The sequence below is a fragment of the Microbacterium sp. MPR-TSA4 genome, assembly GCF_058792815.1.
In genome coordinates, this window is record NZ_JBXAFF010000003.1 from 119,269 (window position 1) to 133,625 (window position 14,357).

The window sequence follows — 14,357 nt, forward strand, 5'->3', positions numbered from 1 at the left end:
GTCCGGCCGTGTGCGTCAGTCCAGGCTCGCCATGACGTGCTTGATGCGGGTGTAGTCCTCGAAGCCGTAGACGGAGAGGTCCTTGCCGTACCCGGAGTGCTTGAAGCCGCCGTGCGGCATGTCGGAGACGAAGGGGATGTGCGCGTTGATCCACACGCAGCCGAAGTCGAGGTCGCGCGAGAACCGCAGCGCTCGGGCGTGCTCGCGGGTCCAGACCGACGCCGCGAGGGCGTACGGCACCCCGTTCGCCAGCGCGAGCGCGTCCTCCTCCGACGTGAACGGCTGCACCGTGAGCACCGGGCCGAAGATCTCCTGCTGCACCACCTCGTCGTCCTGGCGCACACCCGTGACGATCGTCGCCTCGAAGAAGCAGCCCGTCTCGCCCTGTCGGCGTCCGCCGATCGCGATCGACGCGTGCGACGGCAGCCGGTCGACGAACCCCTGCACGCGCGCGAGCTGGTCGGGGTTGTTCACCGGGCCGAAGAACGCGTCGGGGTCGTCCGGCGCGCCGGCTCTCGCGTGGTCGCGCGTGTGGGCCACGAGTCTCTCGACCAGGTCGTCGTGCACCGCGGCATCCACGAGCACGCGGGTCGCGGCGGTGCAGTCCTGTCCCGCATTGAAGAACGCGGCCTCCACGATGCCGGGCGCCGCGCGATCCAGGTCGGCGTCGGCGAACACCAGCGCCGGCGCCTTGCCGCCGAGCTCGAGGTGCACGCGCTTGAGGTCCTGCGCGGCCGACGCGGCCACCTGCATCCCGGCGCGCACCGAGCCGGTGATCGCGACGAGCTGCGGCGTCGGATGCTCGACCAGCATCCGGCCGGTCTCCCGGTCGCCGAGCACGACGTTGAAGACACCCGCGGGAAGGATCCCGGCGGCGAGCTCCGCGAGGCGCACCGTCGTCTGCGGCGTCGTCTCGCTCGGCTTCAGCACGACGGTGTTGCCCGCCGCGAGGGCCGGACCGATCTTCCACACCGCCATGTTCAGGGGGTAGTTCCACGGCGTCACCTGCGCGACCACACCGATCGGCTCGCGGCGCACGTAGGAGGTGAACCCCTCCGCGTACTCGGCCGCCGCCCGCCCGTCGAGGTCGCGGGCGGCGCCCGCGAAGAAGCGCAGCTGGTCGATCGACTGGACGATCTCGTCGGCCACGAGGCTCGCCCGGGGCTTGCCGGTGTCCTGCGACTCCAGATCGGCGAACTCCTCCGCGTGCGCCTCGAGCGCATCCGCGAGGCGGAACAGCAGCAGCTGGCGCTGGGCGGGCGTCGTCCGCTTCCACGTCTCGAAGGCGCGGGTTGCCGCCGCGAACGCGGCATCCACCTCGTCCGCCGTCGAGATCGGCGCGTGCGCGTACACCTCGCCGGTCACCGGGCTCACGAGCGGCAGGGCCGCGCCGGCCGAGGCGACCGGCACGCCGTCGACGACGTTGCGGAGCACGGTCGTCGACGGCGTCACGATGCCACCTCGGCATCGGTGACCTCGAGCGCGCGGTCGATGATGTCGAGGCCCCGCACGAGGTCGTCCTCCGACACGATCAAGGGCGGCGCCACGTGCACGCGGTTGAAGTGCGTGAACGGCCAGAGCCCCGCCTTCTTGCACGCCGCGGCGAACGCGGCCATCGGGGCGGCATCCGCCCCCGCCGCGTTGAACGGAACCAGCGGCGTGCGCGTCTGCCGGTCGCGCACCAGCTCGATCGCCCAGAACAGGCCGAGTCCGCGCACCTCGCCGACCGACGGATGCCGCTCTGTCATCTGCTCCAGTCGCGGACGCACGACACGCTCGCCGAGGTCGCGGACGCGCTCCAGGATGCCGTCGCGACGGAACACCTCGAAGGTCGCGATCCCCGGGGCGCACGCCAGCGGGTGGCCCGAGTAGGTGAGCCCGCCGGGGAACGACACGGTGTCGAAGTGCGCCGCGATGCGGTCGGAGACGACGACGCCGCCCAGCGGCACGTAGCCCGAGTTGACGCCCTTCGCGAAGGTGATGAGGTCGGGCACGACGTCGAAGTTCTCGAAGCCCCACCAGGTGCCCAGCCGTCCGAAGCCGACCATGACCTCGTCGGCGATGTACACGATGCCGTAGCGGTCGCACAGCTCGCGGACGCCCGGCAGATACCCGGGCGGCGGGATGAGCACGCCGTTGGTGCCGACGACGGACTCGATGATGATCGCGCCGATCGTCGAGGCGCCCTCCAGGATGATCGTCTGTTCGAGATGCGCGAGCGCCCGCTCGGCCTCCTGCTCCGGGGAGTCCGCGTGGAACGGCGACCGGTAGGCGTACGGACCGAAGAAGTGCACGACGGACGCGTCGGCCGGCTCGTTCGCCCACCGGCGCGGGTCGCCCGTCAGCGTGATGGCCGTCGACGTGTTGCCGTGGTAGCTGCGGTACATCGCGAGCACCTTGCGCTTGCCGGTGACCAGGCGCGCCATCCGGACCGCGTTCTCATTGGCATCCGCCCCGCCGTTGGTGAAGAACACCTTCGAGAAGCCGTCGGGGGAGATCTCGCTGATCCGCCGCGCCAGCTCGCCGCGCGTGTCGTTCGCCATCGACGGTTGGATCGTCGCCAGGCGCCCGGCCTGCTCCTGGATGGCCGCGACGAGGTCGGGGTGCTGGTGGCCGAGGTTGAGGTTCACCAGCTGCGACGAGAAGTCGAGGTAGCTGCGTCCGGCGTAGTCCCAGAACGTCGCACCCGCGCCGCCCGCGACCGGCAGCGGGTCGATCAGGGCCTGCGCGCTCCAGGAGTGGAAGACGTGGCGGCGGTCGTCGCCGCGGACGGCCGCGTCGGCGGCGGGGTCGGCGGCGGGGGCGATGGTGCTCATGGTGTCTCCTTCGGATGCCGCGGGGTCAGTGGTTGCTGGGGAAGCCGAGGCTGATCTGGCTCTCGCTGGGGTCGGGCCAGCGGGTCGTCACGACCTTGCTCCGCGTGTAGAAGTGGATCGACTCGGGGCCGTAGATGTGCGAGTCGCCGAACAGCGAGTTGCGCCACCCGCCGAAGGAGAACGCGCCCACCGGCACGGGGATGGGCACGTTGACGCCGACCATCCCCACCTCGATGTCGAACTCGAACTGGCGGGCGGTGCCGCCGTCGCGCGTGAACACCGCGGTGCCGTTCGCGAAGGGGCTCCCGTTGATGAGGGCGACCGCCTCGTCGTAGGTCGCGACGCGTGCGACGGAGAGCACAGGGCCGAAGATCTCCTCGTCGTAGACCTTCATGCCGGGAGCGACCCGGTCGACGAGCGAGACGCCGATGAAGAAGCCGTCGCCCTCGAACTGCTGCGTCGTGCCGTCGACGACCACCGTCGCGCCTTCGGCGGCGGCGCCGGAGACGTACGCGGCGACCTTGTCGCGGTGCTCGCGCGTGATGAGCGGGCCCATCTCGCTCGCCGGGTCGGTGCCCGCGCCGATGGTCAGCCCGGCGATGCGCTCCGCGACCTTCTCGACCAGCGCGTCCGCCACGTCGTCGCCGACGGCGACGAGCACGGAGACGGCCATGCAGCGCTCGCCGGCCGAACCGTAGGCGGCCGACACGGCGGCGTCGGCCGCGGCATCCAGGTCGGCGTCGGGCATGACGACCATGTGGTTCTTGGCGCCGCCGAGGGCCTGCACGCGCTTGCCGTTCGCGGCGGCGCGCTCGTAGATCGAGCGTGCGATCGGCGTCGAGCCGACGAAGCTCACGGCGCGGACGGTGGGGGAGTCGAGGATCGCGTCGACGGCGACCTTGTCGCCGTGCACGACGTTGAGGACACCCGCCGGCAGGCCCGCCTCCTCGTAGAGCCGCGCGAGGAAGAGCGCGGCCGAGGGGTCCTTCTCGCTCGGCTTCAGCACCACGGTGTTGCCGCACGCGATGGCGGATGCCGTCATCCACAGCGGAACCATCACCGGGAAGTTGAACGGGGTGATCGCGCCCACGACGCCCACCGGCTGCTTCACCGAGTGCACGTCCACGCCGCGCGAGACCTGCTCGGCGTGCTCGCCCTTCAGCAGATGGACGAGTCCCGCCGCGAACTCGACGTTCTCGATGCCGCGGCTGATCTCGCCCTTCGCGTCGGAGAGCACCTTGCCGTGCTCGGCGGTGATGATGGCGGCGAGCTCGTCCGCCCGCTCGACGAGGAGGTGGCGCAGGCGGAAGAACACGTCGGCGCGCTTGATGAGGCTCGTCGCCCGCCAGGCCGGCAGCGCGGCGGCGGCCGCCGCGATCGCGGCATCCGTCTCGGCGGTCGAGGCGAACGCGACCTCCGCCTGCACGACGCCGGTCGCCGGGTCGTAGACGGGGCCGGTGCGCTCGGCCGATCCGGTCGATCGGCCGGCGACGTGGTGACGGATGAGATCCATGCGGGGCTCCTGACGGGAGGGGAGACGACGGGCGGGTACGCGGGTCGGACAGATCGACCGGCACGTGCCATGCTTATGCTGACTCAGCGATGGGGGAGGCGCAGGTGTCTGTTCGTCACGATGTAGACGTTTCCCGGACAGAACGTCCGACGACGGTTCTGCCGACCGTGGCGGAGGTGCTCGCCCTGGCGGTGTTCTCCGCCGGAGCGCCCGTCGTGGTCGTCGGCGGCGACGCCCTCGGCGCCGCCGTGCGATGGGTCCACGTCTCCGACAGCGCCGACGTCGCGCGGCTGCTCGAAGGGGGTGAGCTGCTGCTGTCGACGGGCTCCGGCTGGCCGGACGACCCCGCCCTGCTCGCCGGGTTCGTGACGCAGCTGGCCCGGGTCGGCGCGGCGGGCATCGTGCTCGAGCTCGGCTCGCACTACCGCTACGTGCCGGCGGTCCTCGCGGATGCCGCCCGCTCGGCGGGCCTCGCGCTGGTCGCCCTCCACCGCGAGGTCAAGTTCGTCACGATCACCGAGGCCGTGCACCGTCGCATCATCGCCGACCAGACGACGGCGCTGGAGGCGCGCGACGCGGTACGGACCCTGTTCACCGGGCTGGCGCTGCGCGGAGCGCCGGCCGAGTTCATCGTCGAGCAGGTCGGGCTCGCCCTCGCCGCCCCCGTCGTGCTGGAGACCGTCGCGCACGAGGTGGTGGTCGCCCATGTCGGCGGGGCGATCGAGACGCAGACCCTCCGCGGCTGGGGACGCCGGTCGCGTGCGGCCGCGGCGGCCCCCGACCACGAGGGGCGGGCGATCGTCGCCGTCGAAGCCCGCGGCATCCGGTGGGGATGGCTCGTCGCGCTGCCCGGAACACCGCACCCGGCCGGACGGGAGGCCGTCCTCGAGCAGGCGGCCACGGCGCTCGCCCTGGGCCGGCTCGCCGATCCGGGGGGAGAGGAGTGGTCCCGGCTGGGGCGCCGCCGCGTCGTCGACGCGCTCGTCGACGGCCGGTTCACGAGCCTCGGGGCGGCGGCGGCCCGCCTGGACGCGGCCGGCCTGCCCCTCGCCGGCGTCGTCGCGTTCCCGCTCGTCGCGCTGGCCCCGGCCGGTCGCGAGGATGCCGTGGGTGTCGCGACCGCGGCGGACGTCGCCGCCGCCGCGCTGGGTGCGCGTGCCGTGTGCGGTTCGAGCGCGACACTGGAGGACGGGTCGGGCCTCGTCCGCACGCCGGTGCTGCTCACCGTACCCGCCCGCGCCGCGACCGCCGCGGACAATCGCGCCGACGCCTTCGCCGCCGCACTGGAGGAGGCGTTGCGCGTCGCCACCGCCTCCGCCGGCGCCTCTGCGACGACCCTGCCGTCGCGCCCGGCGCGGCCGCGCGTCGTGCTCGGCCCCGGTGTCGCCATCCCCTCCGTCGAGGACGAGCGGGGCATGGGCCTGCTCGTCGGTGCGCTGCGCGAGACGATCGACCTCGTCGCGGCCGACGACGGCATCCGCAGCGCGCGCCGCGACCGCGAGGGCGACGGGCGCCGCACCGTCGAGCGGCCCCTGACCCGGGTCGTCGCCGCGATGCGTGACGATCATCGCCTCGTCGCGCACGCGGACCGGATGCTCGCCCCGGTGCTGGCCGAGGCACGGGGCCGCGGCGGCGACCTGCTCGACGTGCTCGCGGCCCTGCTGGCGCACCCGTCCAACCGCACGGCGGCCGCGGAGGCGGCGCACCTGTCGCGCTCGGTTTTCTACCAGCGCATCGCCCTGCTCGAAGACCTGCTCGGTATCGACTTCGACGACGGCGAGCAGATCGCGGCCCTGCACCTCGCCGTGTTGACCCATCGGCTCCACGTTCCCCACTGAACCGCGGCGCGCACGACCTTCTGTATGCACTAGTAGCAGAGCGGGGCCGATGACTTCCTCTCAGAGCTACTTTTGTATACAGTGATGTCGACGAGAGGAGTTGTCGTGCGTGCGAGCGATCGGGCCTACCGCACTCTCCTCGACGAGATCCAGTCCGGCGTCCTCCGCCCCGGCGCCGTGCTCGCCGAGGTGGAGCAGTCGGTGCGCCTCGGCGTGAGCCGCACGCCGCTGCGCGAGGCGCTCGGCCGGCTCGCCGCGGACGGGCTCGTCGTGCAGGCGTCGCCGCGCATGACCGTCGTCAGCGACCTCGACGCCGACGACATCCGCGAGCTGTTCGAGGTGCGCCGGGCGCTCGAAGAGACCGCCGCGCGCCTGGCGGTCCGCTCCGGGGCCACGCCGCCGTTCGCCGCGCTGGCGACCGAGTTCGCCGCCACGGATGCCGCCGCCGACCCCGACGCCTACTACGCCCTCATCGCGCGCTTCGACGACGCGCTCGATTTCGCCGTCGCCAATGACTACCTGACCGCGGCGCTGAAGACGGTCCGCACGCACCTCGTGCGCGTGCGCCGCCTCGCACGCGACAACCCCGAGCGGCTCGCGGCGTCCGTGGCCGAGCACCGGCTCATCGCGTCGGCCATCGGGGCCGGCGACGCGGAGCTCGCCGCGCACGCCACCCACGTCCACCTGCACAACGCGCTCGCCGCGATCCTCGCCTCGTTGGAAGGAACCCCATGACCGTCACCCACCACGTCCGTGTGCACCGCAGCGAGGAGAACCTCGCGCGCGAGGATCAGCTCGCGTTCGCGATCGCCGAGGTCGCCGCCGACCCGGTGGCCGCCCTGCCCGAGGTCGTCGAGATGATCATCAACCGCGTCATTGACAATGCCGCGGTGGCCGCGGCATCCCTCACCCGGGGCCCCGTGACCGCCGCCCGCGCGCAGGCGCTCGACCACCCCGTGTCGCGCGGCGGACACGGCGCGACCGTGTTCGGCGAGCCCGACGACGTGCGCACCAGCCCGGAGTGGGCGGCGTGGGCCAACGGCGTCGCCGTGCGCGAGCTCGACTACCACGACACCTTCCTCGCCGCGGAGTACTCCCACCCGGGCGACAACATCCCGCCGATCCTCGCCGTCGCCCAGCACGTCGGCGCCGACGGGGCGGCGCTGGTGCGCGGCATCGCGACCGGCTACGAGATCCAGATGGATCTGGTGCGCGCCATCAGCCTGCACCGGCACAAGATCGACCACGTCGCCCACCTCGGCCCGTCCGCGGCCGCCGGAATCGGCACGCTCCTCGGCCTCGAGGCCGGCACCATCGCCCAGGCCGTCGCGCAGGCCCTGCACACGACCACGGCCACCCGTCAGTCGCGCAAGGGCGAGATCTCCACGTGGAAGGCGCACGCCCCCGCGTTCGCGGGCAAGATGGCGGTCGAGGCCGTCGACCGCGCGATGCGCGGGCAGACCTCGCCGTCGCCCATCTACGAGGGCGAGGACGGCGTCATCGCCTGGATGCTGGACGGCAAGGACGCCGCGTACGACGTGCCGCTGCCCGCCCCCGGCGAGCCCAAGCGGGCGATCCTCGACTCCTACACGAAGGAGCACTCGGCCGAGTACCAGGCGCAGGCCTGGATCGACCTGGCCCGAAAGCTCCACGGCACCCATCCCGAGCTCGCCGACCCCGCGAACGTCGAGAGCATCGTGCTGCACACCAGCCACCACACGCATTACGTGATCGGCTCCGGCGCCAACGACCCGCAGAAGTACGACCCGGCGGCCTCCCGCGAGACCCTCGACCACTCGATCCCGTACATCTTCGCCGTCGCCCTGCAGGACGGCGGCTGGCACCACGTCGACTCGTACCTGCCTGAGCGGGCGGCACGCGAGGACACCGTCGCGCTGTGGCACAAGATCACGACCGCCGAGGATGCCGAGTGGACCCGCCGCTACCACTCCGACGACCCCGACGAGAAGGCCTTCGGTGGACGCGTCGAGATCCGTCTCACGGACGGTTCGACGATCGTCGACGAGATCGCGGTCGCCGACGCCCACCCGCTCGGCGCGCGCCCGTTCGCGCGCGCCGACTACATCCGCAAGTTCCGCCTGCTCGCCGAGCCGGTGCTGGAGCCCGCCGAGATCGAGCGGTTCCTCGCCCTCGCCGAGCGACTGCCCGAGCTGACCGCCGATGAGGTGCGGCAGCTCAACATCGTCGCCCGCGACGGCGTGCTGGCCTCGGTTCCGAGCCCGAAGGGGCTGTTCTGATGCTCCGTTTCGACTCGTCGCTCCGCTCCTCGCTCGACGACCGGAGTACCCAGGACGGAGCCGACTGATGCTGTACAGCCAGACCCCGGCATCCGAGAAGCGGCGCCTGCTGCGCGAACGCCTGCGCGCGGGAGAGCTCGTCCGCTTCCCCGGCGCGTTCAACCCGCTGTCGGCGCGGCTGATCGAGCAGAAGGGGTTCGAGGGCGTCTACATCTCCGGCGCCGTCCTGAGCGCCGACCTCGGGCTTCCCGACATCGGGCTCACGACCCTCACGGAGGTCGCCGGTCGCGGGCAGCAGATCGCCCGCATGACCGAGCTCCCGGCGATCATCGACGCCGACACCGGCTTCGGCGAGCCGATGAACGTCGCGCGCACCATCCAGACCCTCGAGGACGCGGGGCTCGCGGGCACGCACATCGAAGACCAGGTCAACCCGAAGCGCTGCGGCCACCTCGACGGCAAGCAGGTCGTCGACACCGGTACCGCGCTGCAGCGCATCCGCGCCGCCGTCGATGCCCGCCGCGACCCGAACTTCCTCGTCATGGCGCGCACCGACATCCGTGCGATAGAGGGCCTGGACGCCGCCGTCGACCGCGCCAAGGCGCTGGTGGATGCCGGGGCCGACGCGATCTTCCCCGAGGCGATGCGCGACCTCTCGGAGTTCGAGGCCGTGTGCGCCGCCGTCGACGTGCCGGTGCTGGCGAACATGACAGAGTTCGGCAAGAGCGACCTGTTCACGGTCGACCAGCTGCGGGATGCGGGCGTGCAGATCGTGATCTGGCCGGTCTCTCTCCTGCGGATCGCGATGGGCGCGGCCTCCCGCGCGCTGGATACCCTGAACGACGAGGGGCGTCTCACGTCCCGTCTCGGCGAGATGCAGCATCGCGCCGAGCTGTACGACCTCATCGACTACGAGGGCTACAACCACTTCGATTCGAGCATCTTCGACTTCCAGATCACGAAGGAGTGACATGAGCGACCAGCAGATCCACAAGGGACTGGCGGGCGTCGTCGCCGACACGACCGCCATCAGCAAGGTCAACCCGGAGACGAACTCCCTGCTCTACCGCGGCTATCCGGTGCACGAGCTGGCCGCGACGCAGCCGGCCGAAGCCGTCGCCTACCTGCTGTGGAACGGCGAGCTGCCGACCGCCGACCAGCTCGCCGAGCTGCGGGCCACCGAGCGCCGGTACCGCGCGCTCGCCGACGACGTCAGGGCGGTGATCGAGCTGACTCCGCTCGACGCGCACCCGATGGACGAGGTGCGCTCCGCCGTCAGCGTGCTCGGCGCCCGCGACCTCGCCGGCACCGGCTCGGTGCTCGACGCGAGCGGGTCGCCCGCCGACAACCTCGCCCGCAGCATCCGCCTGTTCGCGGCCCTGCCCGCGATCGTCGCCTACGGACAGCGCCGGCGCCGCGGCCAGGAGCCCATCGCCCCACGCGACGACCTCGACTACGCGGCCAACTTCCTCTGGATGACCTTCGGCGAGGAGTTCGACCCCGTCGTCGTCGACGCCTTCAACCGCTCGATGATCCTCTACGCGGAGCACTCCTTCAACGCGTCGACGTTCACGGCGCGGGTGATCACCTCGACCCTCAGCGACCTGTACTCGGCGGTCGTGGGGGCGATCGGAGCGCTCAAGGGGCCGCTGCACGGCGGCGCGAACGAGGCCGTCCTGCACATCTTCGACGAGATCGGCGACGCCGACAACGTCGGGCCGTGGCTCGATCGCGCCCTCGCCGAGAAGCGCAAGATCATGGGCTTCGGCCACCGCGTGTACAAGCACGGCGACTCGCGCGTCCCGACGATGAAGGCCGCCCTCGACACGCTCATCGTCCACTACGACCGTCCCGACGTCGAAGCGCTCTACGCGACGCTCGAGCGCGAGTTCGTCGAGCGCAAGGGCATCTACCCCAACCTCGACTACCCGTCGGGCCCCGCGTACAACCTGATGGGCTTCGACACGCTCACCTTCACGCCGCTGTTCGTCGCGGCGCGGGTCGTCGGGTGGACCGCCCACATCAGGGAGCAGGCGGCATCCAACGCGCTCATCCGCCCCCTGTCGGCCTACAGCGGTGTCGACGAGCGGCACGTCGACGGGTTCGTCGACGAGGCCGGCACCTCGTCGATCGCGCTGCGGGCCGCCGAAGCCGAGGGCTGAGCGGACATGCGCACCGCCGTCATCGTCGACGTCGTGCGCACCCCGTCCGGGCGCGGTAAGCCGGGCGGGGCGCTCAGCGGCATCCATCCCGTCGACCTCGCGGCCGAGGTGCTGCGCGCGACGCTGGCGCGCAACGGGCTCGCCTCGACGCAGGTCGACGACGTGCTGCTCGGCTGCGTCAGTCAGGTCGGCGAGCAGACGATGAACGTCGCCCGGCAGGCGGTGCTCGCCGCCGGCTTCGACGAGCGGGTGCCGGCGACGACGATCGACCGGCAGTGCGGATCGAGCCAGCAGGCCGCGCACTTCGCCGCCCAGGGCGTCATCTCCGGCCAGTACGACGTGGTCATCGCGGGAGGCGTCGAGTCGATGAGCCGGGTGCCGCTGGGTGTCGCGGCCTCCGTCGCGGGCTCGCCCTTCTCGCCGGGGCTGCACGCGCGCTACCCCGACGGGCTCGTGAACCAGGGCGTCTCCGCGGAGCTCATCGCCGCGCGCTGGGGGTTCTCGCGCGAAGAGCTCGACGCGTTCGCGGCGGAGTCCCACGAGCGGGCGGCCGAGGCGCAGGCGCAGGGCCGGTTCGCCTCGCAGATGCTCGCGGTCGCCGGGGTCACGGCCGATGAGACGGTGAGACCGGGAACGACCGTCGCCGCCCTGGCCGGGCTGGCGCCCGCCTTCCGGACGGATGCCGCGGCGCAGCGCTTCCCCGAGATCGACTGGCGGATCACCCCCGGCAACTCCTCGCCGTTGACCGACGGCGCCTCCGCGGCGCTGATCATGAGCGAGGAGAAGGCGCTCGAGCTCGGGCTCACACCCCGGGCCCGCTTCCACGCCTTCGCGGTCGTCGGCGACGATCCCCTCCTGATGCTGACGGGGCCGATCCCCGCGACGCGGCGCATCCTCGAGCGGAGCGGGCTGACGATCGACGACCTCGACGCCTACGAGGTGAACGAGGCGTTCGCGTCGGTGCCCCTCGCCTGGGCGGCAGAGCTCGGGGCGGATGCCGCGAAGCTCAACCCGTGGGGAGGGGCGATCGCGCTCGGTCACGCGCTCGGATCCAGCGGCACGCGCCTGCTCGGAACGCTGCTCGCGCACCTCGAGGCCACGGGCGGTCGCTACGGCCTGCAGACGATGTGCGAGGGCGGCGGCATGGCCAACGCGACGATCATCGAACGGCTGTAGGGGGCGGCGTCCCCATTTACTAGGACGTCCATGTAAAATGATCGCTGTGCCCTACCCGGCACGATTCTGGCTGTCGATCTGTTTCACAAGGACGTGACGCGATGAGCATGACTTTCACCCCCTCGCTCTCCGCCGATGAGCGCGGAGCGATCCTCGACGCGGTGCGCGAGTTCGCGCGCACCCGGCTCGAGCCGCACGCTCTGGAGTGGGACCGCGACAAGCACTTCCCCCGCGACGTGCTCGCCGACGCCGGTGAGCTGGGGCTCGGCGGACTGTACGTGCGCGAAGACGTCGGCGGCACCGGGCTCGCGCGCGAGGACGCCGCGCTGATCTTCGAGCACCTGGCGATGGGCGACCCGACGATCGCGGCCTACATCAGCATCCACAACATGGTCGCGTGGATGATCGACACCCACGGCACCGAGGCGCAGCGCCACGAGTGGCTGCCGCGGCTGACGACCCTGCGCGACCTCGGCGCCTACTGCCTCACCGAGCCCGGTGCCGGCTCGGATGCCGCGGCCATCACCACCAGTGCGATCGCCGACGGCGACGCCTACGTGCTCACCGGCGTGAAGCAGTTCATCTCCGGCGCCGGCGACGCGGCGGTCTACGTCGTCATGGCCCGCACCGGCGAGCCCGGGGCGCGCGGGATCAGCGCCTTCCTGGTTCCGGCGGACGCCGTGGGGCTGAATTTCGGCCCCAACGAGCGCAAGATGGGGTGGAACGCGCAGCCCACCCGCCAGGTGATCCTCGACGAGGTGCGGGTCCCGGCATCCGCTCTGCTGGGAAGCGAGGGCGGCGGGTTCCGCATCGCGATGAGCGGTCTCAACGGCGGCCGCGTCAACATCGCGGCCTGCTCCGTCGGCGGTGCCCAGTGGGCGCTCGATCGTGCCGTGCGCTACGTGCACGAGCGCTTCACGTTCGGCGAGGCGCTGGCCGAACGCCAGAGCGTGGTGTTCGCGCTCGCCGACATGGCGACCCAGCTGCAGGCGGCCCGCGCGCTCGTCCGCGACGCCGCCCGCGCGATCGACACCCACGCCGACGACGTCGCGGTGCAGTGCGCGATGGCCAAGCGCTTCGCGACCGATGCCGGCTTCGAGGTCGCCAACCGTGCGCTGCAGCTGCACGGCGGCTACGGCTACCTGCAGGAGTACGGCATCGAGAAGGTGGTGCGCGATCTGCGGGTGCATCAGATCCTGGAGGGCACGAACGAGATCATGCGCGTGATCATCGGCCGCGACGTTCTGGGAGCATGAGCACATGAGCGACTACTCCACCCTCCTCGTCTCCATCCGCGGCCGCGTCGGGTGGATCACCCTGAACCGCCCCGAGGCGCTCAACGCGCTCAACTCCACGCTGCTGGGCGAGCTGGCCGACGCGGCCGTCGCGTTCGACGCCGACGAGCAGATCGGCTGCATCGTCGTGACCGGGTCGGAGCGCGCGTTCGCCGCCGGCGCCGACATCAAGGAGATGGAGGACAAGTCGCCGGTCGAGATGTCGCTGCGCAGCCCCTTCACCGGTCTCGAGGCCTTCTCGCGCGTGCGCACGCCGGTCATCGCCGCCGTCGCGGGGTACGCGCTCGGCGGGGGGTGCGAGCTGGCGATGGCGTGCGACATCATCCTCGCCGCCGACACCGCGCGTTTCGGCCAGCCCGAGATCACGCTCGGGGTCATCCCCGGCCTCGGCGGCACCCAGCGCCTGCCGCGCGCGATCGGCTACTACAAGGCGGCCGAGCTCGTCCTCACGGGCCGCATGATGGATGCCGCGGAGGCCGAGCGCTCCGGCCTCGTCTCGCGCGTCGTCCCCGCCGCCGACCTGCTCGCCGAGGCGGAGGCCATGGCCGAGCAGATCGCGGCGAAGTCGCTGCCGGTGCTCTACGCCGCCAAGGAGTCGCTGCGGGCGTCGCTGGAGACGACCGGTGCGGAGGGGCTGCGGTTTGAGAAGCAGGTGTTCACGTCGCTGTTCGGCCTCGACGACCAGAAGGAGGGCATGGCCGCCTTCCGCGAGAAGCGCGCGCCGAGGTTCACGAATCGCTGACCACGTCGCCGGCGCCGGCGCGCAACCGCGCCACGATCGCGATGAGCCCCTCCACGTCGCCGTCGTCGAGGCCCGGCGCCGCGAACACGCGGGCGTTGAGCGCCGCCGTGGCACGCGCCGCCAGCTCGCGTCCCGCCGGGGTCAGTGCGACGAGCGTCGCGCGCCGATCGCCCGGGTGGGGCTCGCGCGTGACCAGTCCGGCTGCTTCGAGCCGATCGACGGTGTTCGTCACGCTCGTGGGATGCACCTGCAGGCGGCTCGCCGCCGAGGACAGCGGCATCCGCCCCGCGCGGGTGAAGCTCAGCAGGGTCAGCAGCTCGTACCGCGCGAAGGTGAGGGCGAACGGCTTCAGCGCCTCATCGACACGGGCCAGGAGCAGCTGGTGGGCGCGCATGATGCTCGTGACGGCGGTCATGCCGGCCGCGGCATCCGCCCAGCCGTGCTCCACCCACTGCCGGCGCGCCTCGGCGATGGGGTCGCGGCGCGGCGACGGGTCACGGTTCACGGGTCCTCCTCGGGGCGGGTGTGTGCTCTCACGCTAGCGCGTGAGCCTCAGT

12 protein-coding genes are annotated in these 14,357 nt (G+C 72.1%); 8 read left to right on the top strand and 4 right to left on the bottom strand.

Going from position 1 to position 14,357, the window contains the following annotated elements; translation table 11 throughout:
• Positions 1–15: 15 nt before the first annotated feature.
• Genes AC1Q49_RS03095 through AC1Q49_RS03105 form a run of 3 tightly spaced genes read right to left on the bottom strand, consistent with a single transcriptional unit; the run spans position 16 to position 4,329 of the window.
• Positions 16–1,452 carry an aminobutyraldehyde dehydrogenase gene (locus AC1Q49_RS03095; protein WP_492490909.1) on the bottom strand — a complete coding sequence of 479 codons (1,437 nt, stop codon included), beginning with the start codon at positions 1,450–1,452 and terminating at the stop codon, positions 16–18.
• Positions 1,449–2,816 (bottom strand): aspartate aminotransferase family protein, encoded by a 1,368-nt coding sequence (locus AC1Q49_RS03100; RefSeq protein ID WP_492490910.1) that lies wholly within the window; start codon positions 2,814–2,816, stop codon positions 1,449–1,451. Before AC1Q49_RS03100 ends, AC1Q49_RS03095 begins: the two co-directional genes overlap by 4 nt.
• A gap of 25 nt (positions 2,817–2,841) precedes the next feature.
• Entirely contained in the window at positions 2,842–4,329 is a 1,488-nt protein-coding gene (locus AC1Q49_RS03105) for a CoA-acylating methylmalonate-semialdehyde dehydrogenase (protein WP_492490911.1), read from the bottom strand.
• 167 nt (positions 4,330–4,496) lie between these two features.
• On the opposite strand from AC1Q49_RS03105, the gene AC1Q49_RS03110 reads away from it, so the two are divergent.
• From AC1Q49_RS03110 to AC1Q49_RS03145, 8 genes are all read left to right on the top strand, one after another.
• Positions 4,497–6,167, top strand: coding sequence for a PucR family transcriptional regulator (locus AC1Q49_RS03110; protein WP_492490912.1), 1,671 nt, complete (start codon positions 4,497–4,499; stop codon positions 6,165–6,167).
• A 105-nt stretch (positions 6,168–6,272) separates the two neighbouring features.
• A complete protein-coding gene (locus AC1Q49_RS03115) occupies positions 6,273–6,902 on the top strand; it encodes a GntR family transcriptional regulator (protein WP_492490913.1) in 630 nt (209 codons plus the stop codon).
• On the top strand, positions 6,899–8,425 hold the full coding sequence (locus AC1Q49_RS03120; protein WP_492490914.1) for an MmgE/PrpD family protein: 1,527 nt from the start codon (positions 6,899–6,901) through the stop codon (positions 8,423–8,425). The genes AC1Q49_RS03115 and AC1Q49_RS03120 overlap by 4 nt, the downstream gene beginning before the upstream one ends.
• A gap of 67 nt (positions 8,426–8,492) precedes the next feature.
• A complete protein-coding gene (prpB, locus tag AC1Q49_RS03125) occupies positions 8,493–9,395 on the top strand; it encodes a methylisocitrate lyase (protein ID WP_060958349.1) in 903 nt (300 codons plus the stop codon).
• 1 nt (position 9,396) lies between these two features.
• Entirely contained in the window at positions 9,397–10,587 is a 1,191-nt protein-coding gene (locus tag AC1Q49_RS03130; protein WP_492490915.1) for a bifunctional 2-methylcitrate synthase/citrate synthase, read from the top strand.
• 6 nt (positions 10,588–10,593) lie between these two features.
• Positions 10,594–11,763: a thiolase family protein gene (locus AC1Q49_RS03135; RefSeq protein WP_492490916.1), complete on the top strand. Its 1,170-nt coding sequence runs from the start codon at positions 10,594–10,596 to the stop codon at positions 11,761–11,763.
• A 101-nt stretch (positions 11,764–11,864) separates the two neighbouring features.
• Positions 11,865–13,019, top strand: a complete 1,155-nt coding sequence (locus AC1Q49_RS03140) for an acyl-CoA dehydrogenase family protein (protein ID WP_492490917.1) — start codon at positions 11,865–11,867, stop codon at positions 13,017–13,019.
• 4 nt (positions 13,020–13,023) lie between these two features.
• The gene (locus AC1Q49_RS03145) at positions 13,024–13,800 is read left to right on the top strand and encodes an enoyl-CoA hydratase-related protein (RefSeq protein WP_492490918.1); all 777 of its coding nucleotides are present in this window, start codon (positions 13,024–13,026) and stop codon (positions 13,798–13,800) included.
• Here the strand turns inward: AC1Q49_RS03145 and AC1Q49_RS03150 are convergent.
• Positions 13,787–14,305, bottom strand: coding sequence for a MarR family winged helix-turn-helix transcriptional regulator (locus AC1Q49_RS03150; RefSeq protein ID WP_240191177.1), 519 nt, complete (start codon positions 14,303–14,305; stop codon positions 13,787–13,789). The genes AC1Q49_RS03145 and AC1Q49_RS03150 overlap by 14 nt on opposite strands.
• Positions 14,306–14,357 lie beyond the last annotated feature (52 nt).

Bases quoted from the DNA above. Each gene is read 5' to 3' on its own strand.
- AC1Q49_RS03100 (WP_492490910.1), bottom strand. From the start codon at position 2,816: ATGAGCACCATCGCCCCCGCCGCCGACCCCGCCGCCGACGCGGCCGTC.
- AC1Q49_RS03105 (WP_492490911.1), bottom strand. From the start codon at position 4,329: ATGGATCTCATCCGTCACCACGTCGCCGGCCGATCGACCGGATCGGCC.
- AC1Q49_RS03120 (WP_492490914.1), top strand. From the start codon at position 6,899: ATGACCGTCACCCACCACGTCCGTGTGCACCGCAGCGAGGAGAACCTC.
- prpB (WP_060958349.1), top strand. From the start codon at position 8,493: ATGCTGTACAGCCAGACCCCGGCATCCGAGAAGCGGCGCCTGCTGCGC.
- AC1Q49_RS03130 (WP_492490915.1), top strand. From the start codon at position 9,397: ATGAGCGACCAGCAGATCCACAAGGGACTGGCGGGCGTCGTCGCCGAC.
- AC1Q49_RS03135 (WP_492490916.1), top strand. From the start codon at position 10,594: ATGCGCACCGCCGTCATCGTCGACGTCGTGCGCACCCCGTCCGGGCGC.
- AC1Q49_RS03140 (WP_492490917.1), top strand. From the start codon at position 11,865: ATGAGCATGACTTTCACCCCCTCGCTCTCCGCCGATGAGCGCGGAGCG.
- AC1Q49_RS03145 (WP_492490918.1), top strand. From the start codon at position 13,024: ATGAGCGACTACTCCACCCTCCTCGTCTCCATCCGCGGCCGCGTCGGG.